At 49.5% G+C, this 22,922-nt stretch carries 23 protein-coding genes; 13 read left to right on the top strand and 10 right to left on the bottom strand.

Annotation, left to right across the window (positions count from 1 at the left end):
• Positions 1-42 precede the first annotated feature (42 nt).
• Both A9B99_RS01970 and pabB read right to left on the bottom strand, forming a co-directional pair.
• Positions 43-621 (bottom strand): CoA pyrophosphatase, encoded by a 579-nt coding sequence (locus tag A9B99_RS01970; RefSeq protein ID WP_064594098.1) that lies wholly within the window; start codon positions 619-621, stop codon positions 43-45.
• Between the two features lie 3 nt (positions 622-624).
• Positions 625-1,983: an aminodeoxychorismate synthase component 1 gene (gene pabB / locus A9B99_RS01965; RefSeq protein WP_064594096.1), complete on the bottom strand. Its 1,359-nt coding sequence runs from the start codon at positions 1,981-1,983 to the stop codon at positions 625-627.
• Between the two features lie 106 nt (positions 1,984-2,089).
• On the opposite strand from pabB, the gene A9B99_RS01960 reads away from it, so the two are divergent.
• Entirely contained in the window at positions 2,090-2,278 is a 189-nt protein-coding gene (locus A9B99_RS01960; protein WP_064594094.1) for a YoaH family protein, read from the top strand.
• 35 nt (positions 2,279-2,313) lie between these two features.
• Here the strand turns inward: A9B99_RS01960 and A9B99_RS01955 are convergent, their stop codons facing one another.
• Complete coding sequence (locus A9B99_RS01955; protein WP_064594092.1) at positions 2,314-2,658, bottom strand: RidA family protein; 345 nt, start codon at positions 2,656-2,658, stop codon at positions 2,314-2,316.
• 142 nt (positions 2,659-2,800) lie between these two features.
• Here A9B99_RS01955 and A9B99_RS01950 point away from each other — a divergent pair, with 142 nt between their 5' ends.
• The 5 genes from A9B99_RS01950 (at position 2,801) to rnd (ending at position 9,192) form a co-directional block, all read left to right on the top strand.
• Positions 2,801-4,711, top strand: coding sequence for an ATP-dependent DNA helicase (locus A9B99_RS01950; protein ID WP_064594090.1), 1,911 nt, complete (start codon positions 2,801-2,803; stop codon positions 4,709-4,711).
• A gap of 68 nt (positions 4,712-4,779) precedes the next feature.
• Positions 4,780-5,475, top strand: coding sequence for a tRNA (adenosine(37)-N6)-threonylcarbamoyltransferase complex dimerization subunit type 1 TsaB (gene tsaB, locus A9B99_RS01945; RefSeq protein WP_064594088.1), 696 nt, complete (start codon positions 4,780-4,782; stop codon positions 5,473-5,475).
• A 31-nt stretch (positions 5,476-5,506) separates the two neighbouring features.
• Positions 5,507-6,094, top strand: a complete 588-nt coding sequence (locus A9B99_RS01940; RefSeq protein ID WP_064594087.1) for a Slp/YeaY family lipoprotein — start codon at positions 5,507-5,509, stop codon at positions 6,092-6,094.
• Between the two features lie 215 nt (positions 6,095-6,309).
• Positions 6,310-7,995: a long-chain-fatty-acid--CoA ligase FadD gene (fadD, locus tag A9B99_RS01935; protein ID WP_064594086.1), complete on the top strand. Its 1,686-nt coding sequence runs from the start codon at positions 6,310-6,312 to the stop codon at positions 7,993-7,995.
• A 78-nt stretch (positions 7,996-8,073) separates the two neighbouring features.
• Positions 8,074-9,192, top strand: coding sequence for a ribonuclease D (gene rnd, locus A9B99_RS01930; RefSeq protein WP_064594085.1), 1,119 nt, complete (start codon positions 8,074-8,076; stop codon positions 9,190-9,192).
• 80 nt (positions 9,193-9,272) lie between these two features.
• Here rnd and minE read toward each other — a convergent pair whose 3' ends face one another.
• The 3 genes from minE to minC are packed head-to-tail and all read right to left on the bottom strand — an operon-like array spanning position 9,273 to position 11,090.
• The gene (minE, locus tag A9B99_RS01925; protein ID WP_064594084.1) at positions 9,273-9,539 is read right to left on the bottom strand and encodes a cell division topological specificity factor MinE; all 267 of its coding nucleotides are present in this window, start codon (positions 9,537-9,539) and stop codon (positions 9,273-9,275) included.
• 3 nt (positions 9,540-9,542) lie between these two features.
• Positions 9,543-10,355, bottom strand: a complete 813-nt coding sequence (gene minD, locus A9B99_RS01920) for a septum site-determining protein MinD (protein ID WP_036107324.1) — start codon at positions 10,353-10,355, stop codon at positions 9,543-9,545.
• A 27-nt stretch (positions 10,356-10,382) separates the two neighbouring features.
• On the bottom strand, positions 10,383-11,090 hold the full coding sequence (minC, locus tag A9B99_RS01915) for a septum site-determining protein MinC (protein WP_064594083.1): 708 nt from the start codon (positions 11,088-11,090) through the stop codon (positions 10,383-10,385).
• Between the two features lie 124 nt (positions 11,091-11,214).
• Between minC and A9B99_RS01910 the strand changes: the two genes are divergently transcribed.
• The 4 genes from A9B99_RS01910 to A9B99_RS01895 all read left to right on the top strand — a co-directional run bounded on the left by A9B99_RS01910 (position 11,215) and on the right by A9B99_RS01895 (position 13,191).
• On the top strand, positions 11,215-11,490 hold the full coding sequence (locus A9B99_RS01910) for a YcgL domain-containing protein (protein ID WP_064594081.1): 276 nt from the start codon (positions 11,215-11,217) through the stop codon (positions 11,488-11,490).
• Between the two features lie 136 nt (positions 11,491-11,626).
• A complete protein-coding gene (locus A9B99_RS01905; protein WP_064594079.1) occupies positions 11,627-12,286 on the top strand; it encodes a fumarylacetoacetate hydrolase family protein in 660 nt (219 codons plus the stop codon).
• Between the two features lie 82 nt (positions 12,287-12,368).
• Positions 12,369-12,815, top strand: a complete 447-nt coding sequence (locus tag A9B99_RS01900) for a YcgN family cysteine cluster protein (protein ID WP_064594077.1) — start codon at positions 12,369-12,371, stop codon at positions 12,813-12,815.
• 202 nt (positions 12,816-13,017) lie between these two features.
• Positions 13,018-13,191, top strand: a complete 174-nt coding sequence (locus A9B99_RS01895) for a GhoT/OrtT family toxin (protein WP_064594075.1) — start codon at positions 13,018-13,020, stop codon at positions 13,189-13,191.
• Between the two features lie 321 nt (positions 13,192-13,512).
• Here the strand turns inward: A9B99_RS01895 and dsbB are convergent, their stop codons facing one another.
• Together dsbB and nhaB are read right to left on the bottom strand one after the other, a co-directional pair.
• Positions 13,513-14,043 carry a disulfide bond formation protein DsbB gene (gene dsbB, locus A9B99_RS01885; protein ID WP_064594072.1) on the bottom strand — a complete coding sequence of 177 codons (531 nt, stop codon included), beginning with the start codon at positions 14,041-14,043 and terminating at the stop codon, positions 13,513-13,515.
• Positions 14,044-14,193: 150 nt separating this feature from the next.
• The gene (gene nhaB, locus A9B99_RS01880; protein WP_064594071.1) at positions 14,194-15,756 is read right to left on the bottom strand and encodes a sodium/proton antiporter NhaB; all 1,563 of its coding nucleotides are present in this window, start codon (positions 15,754-15,756) and stop codon (positions 14,194-14,196) included.
• 228 nt (positions 15,757-15,984) lie between these two features.
• Between nhaB and fadR the strand changes: the two genes are divergently transcribed.
• Entirely contained in the window at positions 15,985-16,707 is a 723-nt protein-coding gene (fadR, locus tag A9B99_RS01875) for a fatty acid metabolism transcriptional regulator FadR (RefSeq protein WP_064594070.1), read from the top strand.
• Between the two features lie 153 nt (positions 16,708-16,860).
• On the opposite strand, the gene A9B99_RS01870 is transcribed toward fadR, so the two are convergent.
• Positions 16,861-18,393 (bottom strand): SpoVR family protein, encoded by a 1,533-nt coding sequence (locus tag A9B99_RS01870; protein ID WP_064594068.1) that lies wholly within the window; start codon positions 18,391-18,393, stop codon positions 16,861-16,863.
• Positions 18,394-18,714: 321 nt separating this feature from the next.
• Between A9B99_RS01870 and A9B99_RS01865 the strand changes: the two genes are divergently transcribed.
• Both A9B99_RS01865 and dadX read left to right on the top strand, forming a co-directional pair.
• Positions 18,715-20,031, top strand: coding sequence for a D-amino acid dehydrogenase (locus A9B99_RS01865; protein ID WP_064594066.1), 1,317 nt, complete (start codon positions 18,715-18,717; stop codon positions 20,029-20,031).
• A complete protein-coding gene (gene dadX / locus A9B99_RS01860) occupies positions 20,028-21,101 on the top strand; it encodes a catabolic alanine racemase DadX (RefSeq protein WP_064594064.1) in 1,074 nt (357 codons plus the stop codon). The genes A9B99_RS01865 and dadX overlap by 4 nt, the downstream gene beginning before the upstream one ends.
• A gap of 77 nt (positions 21,102-21,178) precedes the next feature.
• Here the strand turns inward: dadX and A9B99_RS01855 are convergent, their stop codons facing one another.
• Positions 21,179-22,915 (bottom strand): potassium/proton antiporter, encoded by a 1,737-nt coding sequence (locus A9B99_RS01855; protein WP_064595453.1) that lies wholly within the window; start codon positions 22,913-22,915, stop codon positions 21,179-21,181.
• Positions 22,916-22,922: the final 7 nt, after the last annotated feature.

The raw sequence follows: 22,922 nt of genomic DNA, 5'->3' as shown, positions 1-22,922 counted from the left end.
TAGGAAAGCCTGCCAGTGTAGGATTTCTGCCTTGCCATTCATTCAGGTGTCCATGCCGATTTGTAACGCCACCTGGCGGATAATCCCGGCGGTCATTCCCCAGACAAAATAGTGCTGGTACCAGGAAAGCCAAACCCGGTGCGCGTTGTTTTGGCGGTAAACATCCAGTGGGTGATAGCGGGCCAGGTGCAATGCTTCTGCCAGCGGCATTTCGAACACATCAGCGACTTCATCCTGGTTGGCGTGGTAATGAATACCGGGAGGAATAACGCCGACAACAGGTGTAACACTGAAACCAGTGACACTGTCCACTGCAGGGAGCACGCCAATAATATCAACCACATCAGGAGGAATGCTGACTTCTTCACAGGCCTCGCGTAATGCTGTTGCTACCAGAGATGGGTCTGTACTGTCGGCGGCTCCCCCGGGGAAGGCAACCTGGCCTGCATGTTTACGCAGGCGGGGAGAGCGGCGTGTCAGCAATAAACCCGGTTGTCGACGGCGGACCACCGGCACCAGTACTGCGGCCTGGCGAGCATTGCGTGACATTTCCCCAGTGCCGGGTTGTAATAACTGAAAGCGCGATAAAAACATCTCCATGGATAACTCATTGAAGTGCATCAGTTACTCCGTTAATACGCCAAGAATACGGCTGACTTTATCAAATGTTTCCTGATATTCCGCGTCTGCTTCACTGTCAGCCACAATACCCCCACCGGCACTGCAGTACAGATAACCTTGCTCGGCAGTCAGTGTGCGAATGGTGATACTGGTATCCATCGAGCCACAAAAACTCAGGTAGCCAATACTGCCGCACCATGCGTTCCTCCGCTGAGGCTCCAGGCTTTCAATAATTTCCATAGCCCGGATTTTCGGCGCACCAGTGATAGAACCACCAGGAAAGCAGGCGCGCAGGAGATCACATGCCCGTTTATCATCAGGTAAACGGGCAGTTACTGTACTAACAAGATGGTGTACCGCCGGAAAAGGCTCAACAACAAAGAGTTCGGGAACACGTACAGACCCTGTAACAGCCACACGACCAATATCATTACGCATCAAATCGACAATCATCAAGTTTTCTGCCTGATCTTTGGTGGAAGCCAACAGCCGCTCTGCCTGGCGCTTGTCAGCCTCCGGGTCTGGCAGGCGCGGTAGCGTTCCTTTAATGGGGCGCGTCTGAATGTGTTTGTCATACAGGTAAATAAACCGCTCAGGTGAAACACTGAGTATAGTACTGCCGGGCAGGCGTAAGAAGGCACTGAATGGAGCCCGGTTCGCTTCAGTCAGCGCCAGATACGCCTGCCACTCGTCACCCTGGTAACGTGCGGAAAAACGCTGTGCAAGGTTAACCTGATAGCAGTCGCCACTGTGCAACCAGTGCTGAATCTGGTTGAACTTTTGGCGGTACTCAGCTTGTGTCATGTTTGACTGCCAGGCCGAGGTCAACTTAAAAGGAACTGGGTTGTCTGGCTTCTGAGATTCAAGCCAGGCGAGGCGTGCGTTGACATCCTGCCAACTGATGAGTGTGAGCGCCTGATGCTGGTGGTCGGCAATCAGTGCCCAGTCATAAATGCCGACAGCAATGTCAGGTGTGTGTAAATCAGCCTGTGCATGCGAAGGCAACCGCTCATACTGGCGACCAAGGTCATATCCAAACAGGCCCAACGCACCGCCCTGGAAAGGAAGTGATTCGTCCACATTGGGAGTAAACGGAAAACGCTCAAGGAGCGTATCCAGGTGTGCCAGTGGGTCGCCATGAAGTGAAGTCGTGTTCTGCCCATCATAACACTCAGATAAACCATGTCGGCTTACCAGAGTGGCACAAGGGTCTGCAACCAAAATATCGAACCGGCTGTATGGGTGATCAGCATTCCCGGAATGGAGCAACATTGCCCAGGTTTTATTGCTCAGCTTTGCAAAATAGTGGGTAATGGCATCTGCGTGCCAGGGGAGAGTCAGTTGGTGCAACTTAGCAGGCATGGTAATCGTCTTCAGTACAATATTAATAGAATAACAGCATTCATGTTATCTGGCTTTGTACCGGGTAGCATGAAATAATCAGCCGTTAATTTATCAGGAGTTGATTATGTTTGCAGGTTTACCCGCGTTAAGCCATGAAGAGCAACAAAAGGCTGTTGAACGTATTCAGTCCTTAATGGCTCAGGGCATGAGTAGTGGCGAGGCTATTGCTCTGGTCGCGAAAGAAATACGTGAAACGTTTACTGGTGAAGCAATTCCGGTTCGTTTTGAAGACGATGACGAACCGCAAAGCTGACAGGGCCCGGTAACAGGCCCTGTGAAGGGTCTGATTTAAATCGCAGCAACAACTTTAATTTCTACTTTCCAGTCTGGCTTCATCAGTAGAGCCTGAACGGTTGTGCGTACCGGCGCTTTGCCGTGCACTACCCAGGCGTCCCACGCGCGGTTAAGTGCGGCAAAATCGTTTTTATCTGCAAGGAATACGGTAACATCAAGCAGGCGGGTTTTATCACCCCCGCGTTCCTGCAGCATAGCCTCAATTTGCAGAAGGCAGTTTTCAACTTGCTGCTGTGCATCGGTCCCTTCAATTTCCGGGACTACGGTAAAATACATCGTTCCATTATTGATGATGGCGTCAGACCAGCGGTCCTCAGCATTCAGGCGTACAATCGTCATCTTTTTTCCTCGATAACTCTTAAACAATCCCACAGAGTGCCACAATGTTTTGTCAGAATCACCATGACTGGCACAACTTTGCCACCCCTGACATAATCGGCATCACTTTACGCCTGCCAGCCAGGCATTAGGGAGAAGAAACGTGGCAGACGATTTTGCGTCAGATGGGCAACTTGCACAGGCTATCAGCGGTTTTAAACCGCGCGAAGCACAAAGGCAGATGGCACAGGCTGTAAGTGCAGCGATTACCGGCAGCCATTCACTGGTCGTTGAAGCAGGTACGGGAACGGGTAAAACCTATGCTTACCTGGCTCCTGCCTTGCGGGCAGATAAAAAGGTGATTATTTCCACCGGTTCAAAAGCCTTGCAGGATCAGCTGTTCAGCAGAGACCTGCCTACCATTGCCCGTGCGCTGGGCTACACTGGCAGGCAGGCGTTGCTGAAAGGGCGCAGCAACTATTTATGCCTTGAACGGCTGGAGCAGCAAGTGCTGGCTGGTGGCGATTTGCCGGTACAAACCCTGAGCGATCTGATGATTCTGCGCCAGTGGGTGAGTGAAACTGAAGACGGAGACACCAGCACCTGCCGTGGTGTGGCGGAAGATGCGCCTGTCTGGCCTTTGGTGACCAGCACCAATGATAACTGTCTGGGGGCTGACTGCCCGCGTTATAAAGAGTGCTATGTGGTAAAAGCCCGCAAAAAGGCGATGGATGCCGATATTGTGGTCGTCAACCATCACCTGTTTATGGCCGACATGGTAGTCAAAGACAGTGGGTTTGCTGAGCTCATTCCCGATGCCGATGTTACCATTTTTGATGAAGCGCACCAGATACCTGACATCGCCAGTCAGTACTTTGGTCAGTCCCTTTCAAGCCGCCAGTTGCTTGATGTCGCCAAAGATATTGCCATTGCTTATCGAACTGAAGTCAAAGATACCCAACAATTAATGAAGTGTGCCGACAGACTCACCCAGAGCACGCTGGATTTCCGCCTGCAGTTAGGAGAGCCGGGTTTTCGTGGCAATCTGAGGGACTTACTGGCTGATGGAGCAGTGCAACGCGCTTTGTTGCTGTTAGATGACTCCCTTGAGCTGTGTTATGACGTGGCAAAATTATCTCTGGGTCGTTCAGCACTACTGGATGCGGCTTTTGAACGTGTCACACTGTATCGGGCGCGTCTGAAGCGCCTCAAGGAAACCAGCCAGACAGGCTATAGCTACTGGTATGAGTGCACCAGCCGTAACTTTACTCTGGCGCTGACACCGCTCAGTGTGGCAGATAAATTTACTGAAGTGATTAAAGAGAAAAAAGGGTGCTGGGTGTTTACCTCTGCGACGCTGTCAGTAAATGATGATTTACACCATTTTACTGACCGCCTTGGGTTGAATGATGCGCAGACATTACTCTTGCCAAGCCCATTTGATTACGCTCATCAGGCACTGTTATGTGTCCCGCGGGGGTTACCAGAACCGGGCAAGCCCGGGGCCGGGCGCAAGCTTGCATCTATGCTTCGCCCACTAATAGAAGCGAATAACGGGCGCTGTTTTGTGTTGTGTACTTCGCACGCAATGATGCGCGACCTGGCTGAGCAATTTCGTGCCACGATGACATTGCCAGTATTGCTGCAGGGCGAAACCAGTAAGGCTCAGTTGCTGGAGCAATTTATTTCAGCAGGTAATGCCTTACTGGTGGCGACCAGCAGTTTCTGGGAGGGCGTTGATGTTCGGGGAGATGCGCTTTCCCTGGTCATTATCGATAAACTGCCGTTCACATCTCCCGATGATCCGTTACTGAAAGCGCGTATGGAAGATTGTCGGTTACGGGGTGGTGAGCCTTTTGATGAAGTGCAACTGCCTGAAGCGGTGATTACCCTTAAGCAGGGCGTGGGGCGATTGATTCGTGATACCAGTGACCGTGGCGTGTTAGTAATTTGCGACCCACGGCTGGTGATGCGGCCTTATGGCGAGATATTTCTCGGTAGCCTGCCTGACGCACCACGCACCAGGGATATTGAACGTGCGGCGGCATTTTTGCGCCAACAGCCGGCGGAGTAATTTGCCCTGGGGTGTGCTAGAATGCGCGCCATTTTGTAATTATCTTTGTCCTGAGGTTAGTACCACCCATGCGAATTTTGGCTATTGATACCGCCACCGAAGCATGTTCTGTCGCCGTGTGGAACGACGGTAAAACATACGCCCACTTTGAATTGTGCCCTCGCGAGCATACGCAGCGTATTCTCCCTTTGGTGCAGGAATTACTGAACCAGAGCGGTGTTTCTTTGTCTGACGTTGATGCTCTTGCTTTTGGCCGTGGGCCGGGCAGTTTTACAGGCGTGCGTATTGGTATTGGTATCGCACAGGGGCTGGCGCTTGGTGCGCAACTGCCTCTGGCTGGTGTATCAACACTGGCGACAATGGCACAGGGGGCGTTTCGTCTGTCAGGGGCAACCCGAGTCTTGTGTGCTATTGATGCTCGCATGGGCGAAGTTTACTGGGCCGAATATCAGCGCGACGCTGCAGGTCAGTGGCACGGAGAAAAAACTGAACGTGTCTGCAAGCCTGAGGCGGTAACTGCGCGTTTAAAACAACTCAATGGTGAATGGGCTACTGTAGGAACCGGGTGGGAAGCCTGGCCTGAAATGGCGAAAGATACTGGCCTGTCCGTGATACCTGGAGGTGTTTCTTTGCCGATGGCTGAAGATATGTTGCCGTTTGCAATACAGGCCGTTCTGCAACAAAAAACGATAGCAGTTGAACAGGCTGAACCTGTATACCTTAGAAATGAAGTGGCCTGGAAAAAATTACCAGGTCGGGAATAAGAGCACCTGCTTGCGGAGTAAGGAGTTTTTTATGGCTGGTGGTTCAGTGCGTCGTGGTATTTATGGCCTGGGGTTAGTGGCCTGCCTGCTGTTAACCGGGTGTGTGAGTGTGCCGGATGCTATCAAAGGCACCAGCCCAACTCCGCAAATGGATTTAGTGCGAGTGATGAATGCACCTTCTTTGTATGTAGGTGAAGAGGCGCGTTTTGGTGGCAAAGTTATTGGGTTGCAGAATCTGGACGGTAAAACTCGCCTTGAGATTGCGGTGATGCCGCTGGATGATGGCGCCAGGCCAGTACTGGGGCAGGCGTCCATAGGGCGCATTTACGCCGATGTCACAGGTTTCCTCGACCCGGTTGATTACCGGGGGCATCTTATTACTGTTGTCGGGCCGATTACCGGAACCGAAAAAGGTAAAATTGGCCAGAGCCAGTATACCTGGATGGTCATGAAAGCGACCGGGTTCAAACGCTGGAGAGTGGTTCAGCAAGTGGTCAGCCCACCTGATATTGTTGACCCATGGATGTGGGGTTCAGGCTACCATTTGCGCATGCGCCCGGCACCCTGGGGGTATTACAACTATGGTCCGGCGCGTGTCGAATCAGTAGTGACTGAATAATCGGTTAAACAGAAGTCCGGGTTTGAGTATTTAGAAACAGTGACTTTGTCGCTGTTTCTTTGTTTTCATGGACGGAAAAATAATTAGTGACGCGCTTCGCAACCTGCAAACAGCATAACAGAGTTAACTGGTACGCTGAGTTAATATAATGTTAATTCTTTGTTTGTTTTTTTGGGGTTGAGATGACGATAAATACAACATACAGAGGTGATGCGTTGAAGAAGGTTTGGCTAAACCGATACCCGGAAGATGTACCGGCTGAGATCAATCCTGATCGTTACCAATCCCTGGTCGAATTATTTGAACACTCCTGTGTGCGTTATGCAGACCAACCGGCATTCATTAACATGGGTGAAACCATGACATTTCGCAAACTGGAAGAGCGCAGCAGGGCATTTGCGGCTTATCTCCAGGAAGGCCTTGGTCTGAACCCCGGTGACAGGGTTGCGTTGATGATGCCCAATTTGTTGCAATACCCTGTCGCATTATTTGGTATTTTGCGGGCAGGCATGGTGGTGGTGAATGTTAACCCACTCTACACGCCGCGGGAGTTGGAACACCAACTGAAAGACAGCGGCGCCAGCGCAATCGTCATTGTTTCAAACTTTGCTCACACACTGGAAAAGGTTGTGTCAAATACCCCGGTGAAGCATGTGATCCTGACGCGTATGGGGGATCAGCTTTCCACGGCAAAAGGTACGTTAATTAACTTTGTCGTAAAATATGTGAAGCGGCTGGTACCGAAGTATCATCTGCCGGATGCCATCTCTTTTCGTCGTGCCATGCATCAGGGCTATCGCATGCAATATGTGAAACCTGAAATCGAAAACTCGGCACTGGCATTTCTGCAGTATACCGGCGGCACCACTGGCGTGGCGAAAGGGGCGATGCTTACTCATCGCAATATGCTGGCCAATATTGAACAAGTTAAAGCCACCTATGGGCCGCTCTTATTCAATGGCAAAGAATTAGTTGTAACGGCGCTGCCGCTTTATCACATTTTTGCCTTAACGATGAACTGCCTGCTGTTCATTGAGTTGGGTGGGCAGAATTTGCTTATCACCAATCCACGTGACATTCCTGGCCTGGTAAAAGAACTGGCGAAATACCCGTTCACCGCCATGACCGGAGTGAACACATTGTTTAATGCATTGCTGAACAATCCGGAATTTCAGAAACTTGATTTCTCTTCGCTGCATCTGGCGGCGGGAGGAGGGATGCCAGTACAGCACGCAGTTGCAGAGCGCTGGGAAAAACTGACCGGGCATTACTTGCTTGAAGGTTACGGATTGACAGAGTGTTCTCCTCTGGTGAGTGTAAACCCGCATGATATTGACTATCACAGTGGTAGCATTGGCCTGCCAGTCCCCTCAACTGATGTACGCCTGGTGAACGATGAAGGCGAGTGTGTTGCGCCTGGTGAGCCGGGAGAACTGTGTGTGAAAGGGCCGCAGGTTATGGAAGGTTACTGGAACCGTCCTGATGCTACAGAAGAAATTATGCAGGACGGTTGGTTGCGGACTGGCGATGTGGCTGTGATGGACGACGAAGGCTTCCTGCGGATTGTTGATCGTAAAAAAGATATGATCCTCGTATCTGGGTTTAATGTATACCCGAATGAAATCGAAGATGTTGTGATGCAACATAGCGGTGTACAGGAAGTAGCAGCAGTAGGTGTGCCTTCACAGGCCAGCGGCGAAATGGTGAAGCTTTTTGTGGTAAAAAAAGAAGAGTCATTAACGGAAGAAGCTCTGATAACCTTTTGTCGCCGCCAGCTCACAGGTTATAAAGTGCCGAAGCAGGTTGAGTTCCGCACGGAATTGCCCAAATCAAATGTAGGCAAAATTTTACGGCGAGAATTACGTGACGAAGTGCTGAAGGCAGGTGACAATAAGCCCTGAGAATTTAATCCATCTCCCATAACGCCGGGTGATCCTGGCGTTTTTTTTGGGTAATGCGCTAAAGATAGAGAAATTGTTTTGAACTATCAGATAATTACCAGTGATTCATCCCTTGAAGATGTGTGCCAGGCAGCAGCAGTCCACACAACCCTCGCGCTTGATACTGAATTTGTCCGCACCAGGACTTATTACCCTCAACTGGGGTTAGTACAAATGTTTGACGGGGAACGTTTATCGTTAATTGACCCGCTCACTATTACTAACTGGCAACCTTTTATCGCGCTGCTTACATGCCCTGATATCGTCAAATATCTCCATGCAGGCAGTGAGGATCTTGAAGTGTTTCTTCACAGTTTTGGTACCATGCCGGTCAATATGATTGATACGCAAGTGCTGGCTTCATTCACCGGGATGCCACTTTCCACTGGCTTTGCCAAACTTGTTGAGAAATATGACGGTGTAGTACTGGATAAAAGTGAATCCCGGACCGACTGGCTGGCACGCCCACTCAGCACCAGACAGTGTGACTATGCGGCAGCTGATGTCTGGTATTTACTCCCACTGGCGGGGAAACTGTACCAGGAAGCGCAGCGCAGTGGCTGGCTGCCCGCTGCACTGGACGAATGCCAGCTTATGATGCAGCGTCGCAGTGATGTCACTGAACCAGATGAAGCCTGGCGTGATATTGGCAACGCATGGCAATTGCGTCCACGGCAGTTGGGCTGTTTGAAGCTTCTGGCAGCCTGGCGTTTACGTGAGGCCCGTAAGCGTGATCTCGCGGTTAACTTTGTTGTAAGAGAAGAAAACCTGTTGTCAGTAGCCCGTTATTTACCCGGTACTCTGGGTGAGCTGGATGGCATGGGGCTGAATGGCAGTGAAATTCGTTATCATGGCAAAACATTGCTAAGCCTTGTTGAACAGGCTCAGGCAATGCCTGAAAGTGAACTGCCAGAGCCAATCAGCAGCCTGATAGACATGCCTGGCTACCGTAAAGCCTTTAAGGCGATTAAAACCGTTGTACAGCAGGTGGGAGAAGAGTGTGGGCTCAGTCCTGAGTTGCTGGCCTCACGGCGCCAGATAAACCAGCTACTGAACTGGCACTGGCAACTGAAACCGGGGTTAACGCCGGAACTGACCAATGGTTGGCGGGCAAATTTACTGGGCGAATCACTCAGGTCTTTACTGACACAGTATTAACCCGCAACAAACACAGCCGTGACAGGTTCTTTCGGGCCTGTCACGGCTGGAGCCCTGTATCGCCGGGCACAGTGACGGTGTTATTTGGTCTCTTCCGTTTCGGGTAGTGTTACGTTCAATTCCAGCACTGAAATATCATCACCTTTCTGATCTAACTGTACGGTGACCATCTCAGGATCAATTTTCACGTATCTGCAAATCACTTCCAGAATATCGCGTTTTAGCTGGGGCAGATATTGAGGTTCCATTTCGCTACGGCGACGTTCTGCCACAATTATCTGCAAGCGCTCTTTTGCAATATTGGCGGTATTCTTTTTTCGCGAAAGAAAAAAGTCGAGCAATGCCATAATTTATCCTCCGAACAGGCGTTTGAGGAAACCTTTCTTCTCTTCTTCAATGAAGCGGAAAGGACGTTCTTCGCCTAGCAGGCGGTCTACCGTATCGGCATAGGCTTTACCTGCATCTGATTCTGTATCAAGAATCACAGGTTCACCCTGATTTGATGCACGTAAAACAGACTGGTCTTCAGGAATCAAACCGACCAGCGGAATGCGTAGAATTTCCAGCACATCTTCCATGCTCAGCATATCACCTTTGTTAACCCGGCCTGGGTTGTAGCGGGTAAGCAACAGGTGCTCTTTGATAGGGTCTTCCCCCGCTTCTGCACGGCGTGATTTAGATGAAAGGATACCGAGAATACGGTCAGAGTCACGAACAGAAGAGACTTCAGGGTTGGTGGTGATAACGGCTTCATCGGCAAAATAGAGAGCCATTAATGCTCCAGTCTCAATGCCGGCAGGGGAGTCACAGACAATGAAATCAAACTCCATTTTTTTAAGCTCATCAAGCACTTTCCCCACACCTTCACGGGTGAGCGCGTCTTTATCGCGCGTTTGCGAGGCAGGAAGAATGTGCAGGTTCTCAGTACGTTTATCTTTAATCAGCGCCTGGTTGAGCGTGGCATCACCCTGAATCACGTTTACGAAGTCATAAACCACACGGCGTTCACAACCCATTATCAGATCAAGATTACGCAGACCGATATCAAAATCGATAACAACGGTCTTTTTTCCCTTTTGGGCCAGACCAGTAGCGATGGCCGCGCTGGACGTAGTCTTGCCAACGCCCCCTTTACCCGATGTAACAACAATAATGCGTGCCATAGAGGAGTTCCTTGTTAAAGGGCTTATTTAGTATAAAGGTTGAACCGTCAAAGCGCCGCCGACCAGTTTCAGCCGCGCCGCTTTACCATAGTAATCAGTTGGAACCTGGTCACTCAGCCAATAAACACCGCCAATTGAAACCAGTTCTGCAACCAGGTGAGTACAAAAAATTTGCGCGTCTTTATCACCCGCAGCACCCGCCAGAGCCCTGCCGCGCATGGTGCCATAAACATGAATATTACCATCGGCAATCAATTCAGCGCCGGCGCTAACATGGTTGGTGACAACCAGGTCACTGTGCTGCGCATAGATACGTTGCCCTGAACGGACCGGGGTATCAATCAGGCGAGTTCTGTAAACAGTGGATTCGGGGGCAACAGAGGCGGAGGGCGTGTCTTGCTTTGCTTCACGAGCAGGGCGAGGAGGTTTAACACCTTCTGTTAGCAAAGGAAGGCCAGCCATTTCAACTTGCGCTTTTAATTGCGGGTTTTTACTACCGCTGACACCAACAACGTGCAAACCCGATGCACTGATTGCTTCATTAACCTGTTGCCATGTTATTGCGCCATCAACATCGGCGACATTCACAACGACGGGGGCATTTTTTAAAAAAGCCGGAGCCTGGGCCACTTTGTCTTCAAGAGCTTTGCGGATAAGCGCGGGGTTTGCATCATGCAAATGAACCACGGAGAGTGTAAAACTACTGCCTTTTAGTTCAATGGGAGAATTTGACATCCTGGCCTTACTCAATTCAGTTTAAATTCCCGAAAATACGGGATGATATCCCAAGCATAGCAGGCATGTTATAGTCCTGAATATGTTGAAGCAAGTCACCAGCGAATGATTCAGAGTAAAAAACATGTTTTGTGTGATCTATAGAAGTAGCAAGCGCGACCAGACCTATCTGTATGTTGAAAAAAAAGACGATTTTTCAAGGGTGCCGGAAGCGCTAATGGCCGGTTTTGGTAAACCAATTATGACCATGCTTTTACCGCTTAATGGCAATAAAAAACTGGCGAATGCCAATATTGAGACCGTAAGAGAAGCCCTTGAAACCCAGGGGTATTATTTACAGATCCCACCGCCTGTGGAAGATTTACTGAAACAGCACCGCGAAGAACAGGGTGAAAATTAATATTCCCCCTGGCAGGCAGCGTATTTCACCGCTGCCTGTTTTCTTTCAACACCTTACTATTTTGTCGTTGACACACTTCCTGCTGACCGTAATAGTTGTTTTATCAACAAGGTAATAACATTTACAGGGGATTAGCATGTATCAGCATCATGACTGGCAGGGCTGTTTGCTCGATTATCCAGTAAATAAAGTGGTTTGTGTGGGGAGTAACTACGCAAAGCATATTAAAGAGATGGGCAGCGCAACGCCGCAAGAGCCTGTACTTTTTATCAAACCAGAAACTGCATTGTGCGATTTGAAACAACCGCTGGCGTTACCGCAAGGGCTGGGTGAAATTCATCATGAAGTTGAACTGGCCGTACTCATTGGTACCACCTTGCGTCAGGCGACAACTGATCAAGTGATTCAGGGGATAGCGGGTTATGGTGTCGCGCTCGATTTGACTTTACGTCAGGTTCAGGCTGAACTGAAAAAAACCGGGCGCCCCTGGGAAAAAGCAAAAGGATTTGATAACGCATGTCCAGTTTCCGGTTTTATTCCTGCAAAAGATTTTGCCAATGACCCGCAGAATACGGTTCTGGGCTTAAAAATTAACGGTGAGTGGCGCCAGCAAGGCAATACGGAAGATATGATCACACCGATTATTCCGCTGATTGCTTATATGAGCAAATATTTCACTCTGCGTCCCGGTGACGTAATACTCACGGGCACCCCAGAAGGTGTTGGGCCATTAAACAGTGGTGATAACCTGGAAGTGGTGTTTGACGGGAAGTCCGTGTCTACCCGAGTGCTATAGCGCATTGGTCACCTTATAAAACTTGCATCCTGTGGGCAGAGTGTTTATAAGGTGCAGCTTATTTTTGATATTGGGCGAGATAATGGCGGCAGAAGAATTTTGGGCAGTGAAAACCCTGGAGCAAATGAGTGATGCTGAATGGGAGTCGTTGTGCGATGGGTGTGGGCAGTGTTGCCTTCACAAATTGCAGGATGAAGAGACTGACGAGATTTATTTTACTAATGTCGCCTGTCAGCAACTGAATATTAAATCCTGTCAGTGCCGTAACTATTCGCGTCGTTTTGAGTATGAGCCCGACTGTATCAAGCTCACGCGCGAAAATTTAACGCAGTTTGAATGGTTGCCACCAACTTGCGCATATCGCCTGGTAGGTGAGGGCAAGTCACTGCCTGTCTGGCACCCGCTGCGAACCGGTTCTAAAGCCGCCATGCATGGTGAGCGTATTTCAGTACGCCATATTGCAGTACGTGAGTCGGATGTACTCGATTGGGAAGATCATATTCTGAATAAGCCTGGGTGGGCAAAGTAACCCCGGTTTCAGGCAACAGTTAATGCTTATTTTTTGGTGGCTGATATCTCTCTATGCCACCAGTTTGTTACGAACCGTTTGTTTCCTGCTTCTTTCGTTACCTGCCGCCTGCATGTCATAAATCTCAATGTGATAAGCTTGATCTGTATCAATAAAACGCGCATATTACGCCAGCAAGTCAAGTGACGTTTTGTGTGAAATTATGACGATTTATCAAAAAATGTTGGTTTTTTATGGCGCAATGGCATTTGTGTGTGCGCTGATTACTTTTTTACTGGCAAAGGAAAGGCCAGTGATTCGGGGATTAAGTGCATTGCTGATTGGCGCAACCTGGCCTATGAGTTTTCCGGTAGCGTTACTGTTTTGTTTGTTTTGACACATTCAGGGTTGAATAGCATGCAAAAGTGGATTCGGGGTATCTGGCTGTTCGCGTTTTTAGTGGCCACTGTCGCGTTTCTGGCTGCGTATTATGCTTTTCCTCCCGTAGCTGATGCTGCTGGCATATTACATGACCCGTATCCACTGATCCCGGTTGCAGCCGTAAGTATTATTATCGGAATGTGTTTCATTGTAGCTGATGTAATAACCACACTCCGTAATCTCGAGGCGAGAAATCATCGCCACAGATAAATTCCCTGTGAATGGTGCAAATAAAAAGGGAGGCCAGTGTGCCCCCCTTAAATTGATGTACTGTTGCTTAACGGCCAAACAGGTCGCGACGTTTTGGTTTAAAAGGTTGCGCGATAATAACCAGGACGGCCACAACCAGGTAAGCTGCGAAAATCCCTACCAGCCATTGCGGCATATCCAGTGTCAGGAATTCCCACTGGCGTACTGAACAGTCACCTGTCGCGACAAACACCTGCGGTACCCACTTATCAAGGGGTAACCAGGTTGGAAAGTCAGCCCTGAAAGGGCAAACGGCAAATGGCGAAGGGTGAAGTTGCAGCATGGTATGTTCCCATGACAACTGTAACCCACGCACGGCGCTGTAAACCCAGATAATCATCGCCACAAAGCGCAAAGGTGTCTTGGGCGCAATAGCACCAAGCAGTGCGGCACCTAAAATACCAAACAAGGCGCAACGTTCATAAATGCACATAACACAGGGCTGTAGCTTCATGACGTACTGAAACCAAAGCGCCGTTAATTCCAGCGCCAATGCCGTGAACGCCATCAATAGCCAGGCGCTACGACCTCGCGAACACTGGTTTAAATATCGCAACATAATTTTTATCCCGGATATATTACTGTGTGGCAGTCTACCCCAACTTACTGATAGCGCCAGCAAAATATAAAATAATAGCGTAAGAAAATCTGAACCAGCGAAAGAACCCCGTATAGTATCCGGGGTCCTTTGGGTCTGACTGGCTCTTTGTTATTCCACCATCGACAAAGTCGGGGCAGTAAACCAGTGGTGTACCTGCATCCACTCCGTCATGGGGATCAGTGTAAATTCAACACAGAACAGCCCAACCAGTGTCAGAACAATAGTATAAGGCAATGCCATTATAACCATTCGTCCGTAAGATAAGCGAATAAGCGGTGCCAGTGCTGAAGTAAGCAAAAACAGAAACGCGGCCTGACCATTTGGCGTAGCGACGGATGGCAGATTAGTCCCGGTATTAATGGCGACCGCCAGCAGTTCATACTGCTTAAGCGTAATGACACCTGCTTCAAGTGCGCTTTTGGCTTCGTTAATGTAAACCGTTCCAACAAACACATTATCTGAGATTGATGACAATACACCAGTAAATAAATAAAACAGGGAGAGCTGAGCGTGGGGACTGGCATTGAGTACAAACTGAATAATCGGAGTAAATAAATGCTGGTCGATAATAACCGCGACCACTGAAAAGAAAACAGTGAGCAATGCGGTAAAAGGCAGTGCTTCGGTAAAAGCCTTACCAATCGCATGCTCATCGGTTATCCCACACAGCGCAGTAGCGAAAATAATCACCGATAAACCAATCAGGCCAACTTCTGCCAGGTGGAAGGCCAGAGCCACAATCAGCCATACCGCAATAATGCCTTGTACTACAAGGCGCACTCTATCCTGACGAGTTCGCTTTTTGCTACTGCGCAGTTCATAGTCGTGGAGGATCTGGCGAACTTTTTCAGGAAGCTTGTCACCATAGCCAAAGGTGCGGGTCTTTTCTAACAGAATACAGGTGATGACTCCGAAGAACAGTACTGGAACGGTAACGGGGGCCATACGCAGTAAAAAGTCTTTAAAGTGCCAGCCAGCGGCACTGGCGATGATCAGGTTCTGTGGTTCGCCAACCATCGTCATTACACCGCCGAGAGCCGTTCCGACACCGGCATGCATCATCAGACTGCGTAAAAAGCCTCGGAACTGTTCAAGAATAGATCTGCTGTCTGTTTCCAGACTGCTGTCATCAAGAATGTTACCTTCTTCTCCACTGTTGGATGCCACCCTGTGGTAGATACCGTAAAAACCAACGGCCACACTGATGATAACGGCGACTACTGTAAGGGCGTCAAGAAATGCAGACATAAATGCTGCTGCCAGGCAGAAAGCCATGGACAAGATAACCTTAGAGCGAATCCCCAGTAGTAACCGGGTGAAAATCGTCAACAGTAATTGTTTCATGAAGTAGATGCCCGCCACCATGAAAATCAGCAGCAGAATGACTTCCAGGTTACCCGCAATTTCATGCTGTACTCGCTCTGGTGTTGTCATACCTATCACCAGCGCTTCAAACGCCAGCAAACCACCGGGTAATAATGGATAACATTTGAGAGCCATCGCCAGGGTGAAGATAAATTCTGCAACTAATAACCAGCCCGCAACAAAAGGGCTGATGAGAAAGAAGCAGAGCGGGTTAACAACCAGAAAGATGAGTAGCGCCAACTTATACCAGTCTGGGGACTGCCCCAGAAAATTGCGGTATAACGCACGACCAATAGATATTTCCATGGATTAAATGTTATTCCTCGACATAAAATACTAAGTTGCTTTTTTACTTTCATCAGGTTACCCGGCAGCCACCGCTGGATCAAGGGCGAAGCCTGTCTGGCAGCAATGTAAAGTTGGCAAAAATAATACCGTGATCCCTTTTTTCCTCTGGTGACAGGGTACCTGGCGTTTGTGGCATCTGGTATGATGAGTCTATTTTGCAGAACTTGTGTAACTGGAAATCACTCTATGGTCATTAAGGCGCAAAGCCCGGCGGGTTTCGCTGAAGAGTACATAATTGAAAGTATCTGGAATAATCGGTTTCCTCCCGGTTCAATTTTACCGGCAGAACGTGAACTATCAGAGCTTATTGGTGTAACCCGAACTACTTTACGCGAAGTACTCCAGCGTCTTGCGCGTGATGGCTGGCTAACCATTCAGCATGGTAAGCCGACAAAAGTGAACAATTTCTGGGAAACATCCGGTCTTAATATTCTGGAAACCCTTGCCCGTCTAGATCACGATAGTGTCCCACAGTTGATTGATAACTTACTGTCTGTTCGCACTAATATCGCCACCATTTTTATTCGTACTGCATTTCGCCAGCATCCGGATCAGGCTACGCAGGTGCTGGATAAAGCCAGTGCAGTTGAAGACCATGCTGATGCCTTTGCCGACCTGGATTACAATATTTTCCGTGGTCTGGCATTCGCTTCCGGTAACCCTATTTATGGTTTGATCCTTAACGGGATGAAAGGGCTGTATACCCGGATCGGTCGCCACTATTTCTCAAGCCCTGAAGCCCGCAGTCTTGCCCTTGGCTTCTACCATAAACTGGCTACTATCTGTAAAGACGGATTGGTGGATCAGGTTTATGATGTCGTACGTACCTATGGGCGTGAGAGTGGTGAGATTTGGCACCGGATGCATAAAACTATGCCTGGTGACCTCGCCATTCGCGGGCGCCAGTAACACGTTAAGTGTTCATTGGGGTACAGGCTTAAACAGGTGATTATTGAACTATGGTCATTCTGGTTTAAGCGTGGCGCTTACGTATCTTGTGTAAAATAAAAACGCCAGCAGAAGCTGGCGTCTTGCATCATCTGGCTGGCGACTTCATACGTATTAAGTACTACGTTGCGGGCAACGTTCCAGTAACTCAACGCTGCCATCCTCGTTTTGTTGCTCCAGGATGACATCAAAGCCCCACAATCGGTGAACATGTTTCATTACTTCGCGGCGGCTTTTATCCAGTGGAGCACGGCTCTGTGGAATATAACGTAATGTCAGTGACCGGTCGCCCCGTAAATCTACGTTCCATACCTGAATATTAGGTTCGAGGTTACTCAGGTTATATTGTGCGGAAAGGCGGTTACGTATCTCGCGGTATCCTTCTTCATTGTGAATAGCGGAGATTTCAAGGAAGTTATTTCTGTCATCATCCAGTACCGCAAAGAAACGGAAGTCACGCATAAGTTTGGGTGACATAAACTGGCTGATAAAGCTTTCATCTTTAAAATCACGCATGGCGAAATGAAGGGTATCCAGCCAGTCTTTGCCGGCAATGTCCGGGAACCAGTATTTGTCTTCATCAGTAGGCGACTGGCAAATACGCTTAATATCCTGGTACATCGCAAAGCCAAGAGCATAGGGATTGATGCCATTATACCAGGGGCTGTTATAAGGCGGTTGATACACAACATTGGTGTGGCTGTGTAAAAACTCCAGCATGAAGCGGTCGGTGAGTTTTCCCTCGTCATACAGGTGATTCAAAATACTGTAGTGCCAGAATGTCGCCCAGCCTTCATTCATGACCTGTGTTTGCTTCTGTGGGTAAAAATACTGGCTGACTTTACGGACAATGCGCAAAATCTCACGCTGCCATGGTTCCAGCAACGGCGCATTTTTCTCCATAAAATACAGTAAGTTTTCTTGTGGTTCCGCAGGGAAGCGGCGCTGGGTATCAGCCAGTTTTTCTTCGTCTTCTTTGCGTGGTAATGTACGCCACAACATATTCACCTGGCTTTGCAGGTATTCTTCACGGCTTTTCTGGCGCGCTTTTTCTTCCTGAAGCGAGATTTTCTGCGGCCGTTTGTAGCGGTCCACACCATAGTTCATCAGGGCATGGCAGGAATCGAGCAGTTTCTCCACTTCTTCCACACCATGGCGCTCTTCGCATTCCGTAATGTATTTTCGGGCAAAGATAAGGTAGTCAATAATAGAACTGGCATCTGTCCAGCTACGGAACAGATAATTGTTTTTGAAGAAAGAATTGTGCCCGTAACAGGCATGTGCCATGACCAGCGCCTGCATGGTCATCGTGTTTTCTTCCATCAGGTAAGCAATACAGGGATTGGAGTTAATCACTATTTCATAGGCAAGCCCTTGTTGCCCATGTTTGTACATTCGCTCTGTCTCAATGAACTTTTTACCAAACGACCAGTGAGGGTAATTGATAGGCATACCGACACTGGAATAGGCATCCATCATTTGTTCTGAGGTAATAATCTCGATTTGGTGTGGATAGGTGCTAAGCCGGTAATGCCTGGCAACTCTGTCAATTTCTTGCAAATAGCTATCCAGTAACTCAAACGTCCAGTCGGGTCCATCACTCAGACGTTTCTCTTTCCGTGTTTCGGATGCTGTCAATGTGACCATAAGCGCGCCCTCAAGTTTCAGTTCCGGTAATAAAAGGAACCGTCTCCATAAGCATAGATCACACCAGCAACTTAGGGTGAGCTGGCCTATATTTTTCATCATCAGTTAAACACAATTTTTTGTGGTTAATTGCATGCTGACAGCATTTTCCTCTGCAAAAGAACAACGGCAATATTTTTTTAGAATTTAGCGCTACATCTGGCTGGTATGTGAGGTTGTGACAGTGCTCACCATAAAAAAGTCATATGTTGAATAACATTTTCATCTGGGTTATCAATTTGTGACTAGATGATTATTCTTTATCGACTATTGGGGTTGGATATGCGAGTGGTGGTGCTTGGTAGTGGAGTGGTTGGAGTAGCGAGTGCCTGGTATTTACGCCAGGCAGGCCACGATGTCACCGTGGTTGACCGTCAGCCAGAGGCAGCAGAAGAAACCAGTGCGGGTAATGCCGGGCAGGTTTCACCTGGTTATGCAGCTCCCTGGGCTGCACCGGGTATTCCGTTGAAAGCAGTTAAATGGATGTTTCAGCGCCATGCACCGTTGGCTATCCACCTTGATGGCTCTGCGGCACAACTGCGGTGGATGTGGCAGATGCTGCGTAATTGTGATGCAACGCACTACGCGCAGAATAAGGCGCGCATGGTACGTCTTGCTGAATACAGCCGTGATTGCCTGCGAACTTTGCGTAAAGATACCGGGATTCAGTATGAAGGCCGTCAGGCAGGGACTCTGCAGTTGTTTCGCACTGCCGCACAATTTGCCAGCGCAGAAAAAGATATAGCTGTGCTCCGGGAGGCAGGGGTACCGTATCAGCTACTGGAATCAGCTGAATTGGGGGCAGTTGAACCCGCATTGGCGGAAGTTGCGCATAAGCTAACTGGAGGCCTGCGGTTACCAAATGATGAAACCGGCGACTGCCAGCTCTTCACGAAAAATCTTGCCAAAATGGCGCAGGATGCCGGAGTGAATTTTAGGTTCAATACGGCAATTGACCAGTTGTTGGTAGAAGGTGACAAACTTGCCGGAGTGCGTTGTGGCAATGAAGTATTGCAGGCGGATGCCTGGGTACTGGCTCTGGGTGCCTGGTCTACATCACTGCTTAGTGAGATAGTGTCTATTCCCGTTTATCCGTTGAAAGGTTATTCGCTGACTATCCCTATAGCCAGTGAGTCAGGTGCACCAGTTTCAACGGTATTGGATGAAACTTACAAAATTGCCATTACCCGCTTTGATCAGCGCATTCGGGTAGGCGGTATGGCAGAGATTGTTGGTTTCAATCTGGACTTGCCAGAACGGCGACGTAAAACACTGGAAATGGTTGTGCGCGATTTGTATCCACGAGGCGGTCATGTAGAACAGGCCACATTCTGGACGGGGTTGCGCCCAATGACACCAGACGGGACACCGGTGATTGGGCCAACCCGGTTGCGTAACCTGTGGCTTAATACCGGGCATGGTACGCTCGGATGGACGATGGCATGTGGGTCAGGAAAGCTTATCACTGACCTGGTTTCCGGTCACCAGCCCGATATCGAATCAGCCGACCTTGGGGTTGTACGTTATCAGCCAGGCTTTCAAGTGAGGCCTGCCCATTCATCGGTCAATCCTGGTGTGCACCACGGGGAGGGCGCATGACCCGCCCAATTAATGCCACCATTGATTTACAGGCCATCAGCCATAATTTGCACCAGGTTCGCCAGCAGGCCGGCCATGCGAAAGTCTGGAGTGTTGTGAAAGCGGATGCCTATGGGCATGGGCTGAAGCGTATCTGGTCGACACTGGCTTCGGGTACTGATGGGTTTGCTTTGCTGAATATTGAAGATGCATTGTGGCTAAGACAGGCGGGCTGGCACGGGCCTGTCCTGCTACTTGAAGGCTTTTTTGATGCAGGTGAACTGGCTTTGTGCCATGAATACGGGTTAACAACCTGTGTTCACAGTAACTGGCAACTGGCTATGCTGGCCGCCAGCCCGGCCCGTAAACCCGTTAATGTTTATCTGAAAGTGAACAGTGGGATGAACCGCCTCGGATTTCGCCCGGAAGAAGTGAATGCTGTCTGGCAGCAATTGCGGTCCCTGGCGCAGGTAGGGGAAGTGACACTGATGGCACATTTCGCTAAGGCTGACCAGCCAGGTGGAACAGACGACGCAATGCGGTTAATCAGGCAGGCTGCAGAAGGTCTGAACCTTCCCCACTCACTGGCAAATTCTGCCGCTGTGTTATGGTGCCCTGAAACCCATTATGACTGGGTCAGACCCGGAATTATTCTGTATGGTGCTTCACCATCAGCAAGGCCACAAGATATCGCCCCCTTTGGCCTGCGGCCGGCAATGACATTACAAAGTCAGATAATTGGTATTCAGCATTTGAACGCCGGTGATACTGTTGGTTATGGTTGCCGTTATCATGCAACAAAAACGCAGCGTATCGGTATTGTTGCTGCAGGTTATGCTGATGGTTACCCAAGAACGGCACCTGATGCCACGCCCGTCTGGGTTGATGGGGTTTTGACAACGCTCACCGGGGCCGTGAGCATGGATATGCTGGCCGTTGATTTAACCCCTTGTCCACATGCGAATATTGGCTCGCCTGTAGAACTGTGGGGGCAAAATGTACCGGTAGATGATGTCGCACAGGCAGCAGGAACAATTGGATATGAGTTGTTGTGTGCACTTGCACCACGCGTCCCGGTTGTGACAGTGTAACTTACTGGTTAGATTCTTGTCGCTCCTCCGGGATATGGCGTCTTCATGCCGGGGGAGCGACAGGCTGACAGAGAATCCTATTGCTGCTCCTCGTCAGCGAAGCGTAACCCGAGTTTGCTTATACGGTTGTTCTCTTTCTCAGCGATGGTCCAAATCATACCTGCGTATTCAATCTGGTCACCCACCACAGGTTCCGCGCCCAGTATGTGAACAAACATCTCGCCCACACTTTGCTCGTGGTCTGTCTCGCCAGACAGTTCCAAATCATAGATGACCGCAACATCGCCCAGACGAGCGCTGGCATCCAGGACAAAGTCACCAAAGAAGCGCTGATCCAGTGAGACCGACTCAGGAGGTGTGCGGCTGAATAATTTCCCAAGGGCAGGTAAATCGCGTTCGCGACCAATCACACATAAGATGTCACCTTCTTCAAGCCGGGTGCTGCCGGAAGGGTGCAGAAGGGTATTGTTGCGAAACAGCGCGGCTATTCGGGTCTCTGGCGGCATTTGCAAGTCACGCAGTGCTGCTCCGATGCACCATTTTTCGGCGCTGAGTTGGTAGACAAACTGTTCCCAGGGATTACGTGGGTGAATATCCAGCCCGATGCGTGAAATAGGCCAGCCAGTCAGTGGCACGATAACTTTGGCCTTCTTTGCTGCAAACCCCAGTGTACTGCCCTGCAAAAAGAGTGACACCAGTACCACAAAAAAGGCCACATTGAAGAACAGTGACGCATTGTCCAGACCTGCCATCATGGGGAAGACGGCCAGAATAATCGGAACAGCACCGCGTAAGCCTACCCAACTGATGAAAACCCGTTCACGTAAATTAAAACCCCGGAAGGGTAACAAACCAATCAGTACGGACAGTGGGCGGGCGAAAAAAATCATCCACAGAGACAATAACAAGGCGGGCAGGGCAATAGCCCACAAATTAGATGGCGTGACGAGCAACCCCAGCACAAGGAACATGCCAATCTGTGCCAGCCAGGCAAGGCCATCGAAATTTTGCAGAATACCAAAGCGGCTACGAATTGGCCGGTTACCCAGAAGGAAACCGCATAAATAAACGGCGAGGATCCCACTGCCATTGAGTTCTGTGGTGATGGCGAAAATCATTATCCCGCCACTGAGAGCCAGTAATGGATACAACCCGTGCGGCAGGGTGATACGATTAATGGTCTGCAGTAATACCCAGCCACCGCCCAACCCAAGGATAATGCCCAAACCAAATTGCTGGATAATGTGTACCAGAAACATCAGGTCAAGCCCGGTCTGGTGGCGCTGGATCATTTCTATCAGCGTTATGGTTAAAAACACAGCCATTGGGTCATTGCTGCCGGATTCGATTTCCAACGTGGAACTGACACGTTCGTTTAGCCCTTTACCTCCGAGCATAGAAAACACTGCGGCTGCATCAGTCGAGCCGACAATCGCTCCTATCAACAACCCTTGCATTAAATCGAGGTTAAACAGCCAGGCTGCGGCAATACCTGTCAAGCCTGAGGTTATCAGTACCCCAACAGTTGCGAGGGAAAGAGAAGGCCAGAGCGCAACCCGGAATGAGCTTGCCTGGGTGCGCATTCCGCCATCCAGCAGAATCATGGCCAGAGCAAGGTTACTGATGAGATATGCAAGAGGATAGTTATCGAACGGGATCCCACCAATACCATCCACTCCGGCGAGCATCCCGATAGCCAGGAATATAATCAGAATAGGAATGCCAAGACGTGATGAGAATGAGCTCAGTAAAATGCTACAGGTAACCAGTAACGACCCCAGGATAAAAAGCTTAAAAATAACATCAGCGTCCAAGACCACC

This window comes from Mangrovibacter phragmitis (assembly GCF_001655675.1).
GTDB classification, from domain to species: Bacteria; Pseudomonadota; Gammaproteobacteria; order Enterobacterales; family Enterobacteriaceae; genus Mangrovibacter; species Mangrovibacter phragmitis.
This window is presented reverse-complemented; position numbering and strand designations above follow the sequence as displayed.

Excerpts from the sequence above, each read along its gene's own strand:
- A9B99_RS01910 (WP_064594081.1), top strand. The coding sequence starts at position 11,215 with ATGTTTTGTGTGATCTATAGAAGTAGCAAGCGCGACCAGACCTATCTG.
- A9B99_RS01900 (WP_064594077.1), top strand. The coding sequence starts at position 12,369 with ATGGCGGCAGAAGAATTTTGGGCAGTGAAAACCCTGGAGCAAATGAGT.
- A9B99_RS01870 (WP_064594068.1), bottom strand. The coding sequence starts at position 18,393 with ATGGTCACATTGACAGCATCCGAAACACGGAAAGAGAAACGTCTGAGT.
- A9B99_RS01970 (WP_064594098.1), bottom strand. The coding sequence starts at position 621 with ATGCACTTCAATGAGTTATCCATGGAGATGTTTTTATCGCGCTTTCAG.
- A9B99_RS01960 (WP_064594094.1), top strand. The coding sequence starts at position 2,090 with ATGTTTGCAGGTTTACCCGCGTTAAGCCATGAAGAGCAACAAAAGGCT.
- minE (WP_064594084.1), bottom strand. The coding sequence starts at position 9,539 with ATGGCATTGCTCGACTTTTTTCTTTCGCGAAAAAAGAATACCGCCAAT.
- dadX (WP_064594064.1), top strand. The coding sequence starts at position 20,028 with ATGACCCGCCCAATTAATGCCACCATTGATTTACAGGCCATCAGCCAT.
- minD (WP_036107324.1), bottom strand. The coding sequence starts at position 10,355 with ATGGCACGCATTATTGTTGTTACATCGGGTAAAGGGGGCGTTGGCAAG.
- A9B99_RS01905 (WP_064594079.1), top strand. The coding sequence starts at position 11,627 with ATGTATCAGCATCATGACTGGCAGGGCTGTTTGCTCGATTATCCAGTA.
- minC (WP_064594083.1), bottom strand. The coding sequence starts at position 11,090 with ATGTCAAATTCTCCCATTGAACTAAAAGGCAGTAGTTTTACACTCTCC.
- A9B99_RS01895 (WP_064594075.1), top strand. The coding sequence starts at position 13,018 with ATGACGATTTATCAAAAAATGTTGGTTTTTTATGGCGCAATGGCATTT.
- A9B99_RS01940 (WP_064594087.1), top strand. The coding sequence starts at position 5,507 with ATGGCTGGTGGTTCAGTGCGTCGTGGTATTTATGGCCTGGGGTTAGTG.
- nhaB (WP_064594071.1), bottom strand. The coding sequence starts at position 15,756 with ATGGAAATATCTATTGGTCGTGCGTTATACCGCAATTTTCTGGGGCAG.
- A9B99_RS01865 (WP_064594066.1), top strand. The coding sequence starts at position 18,715 with ATGCGAGTGGTGGTGCTTGGTAGTGGAGTGGTTGGAGTAGCGAGTGCC.
- tsaB (WP_064594088.1), top strand. The coding sequence starts at position 4,780 with ATGCGAATTTTGGCTATTGATACCGCCACCGAAGCATGTTCTGTCGCC.
- A9B99_RS01955 (WP_064594092.1), bottom strand. The coding sequence starts at position 2,658 with ATGACGATTGTACGCCTGAATGCTGAGGACCGCTGGTCTGACGCCATC.
- fadR (WP_064594070.1), top strand. The coding sequence starts at position 15,985 with ATGGTCATTAAGGCGCAAAGCCCGGCGGGTTTCGCTGAAGAGTACATA.
- pabB (WP_064594096.1), bottom strand. The coding sequence starts at position 1,983 with ATGCCTGCTAAGTTGCACCAACTGACTCTCCCCTGGCACGCAGATGCC.
- dsbB (WP_064594072.1), bottom strand. The coding sequence starts at position 14,043 with ATGTTGCGATATTTAAACCAGTGTTCGCGAGGTCGTAGCGCCTGGCTA.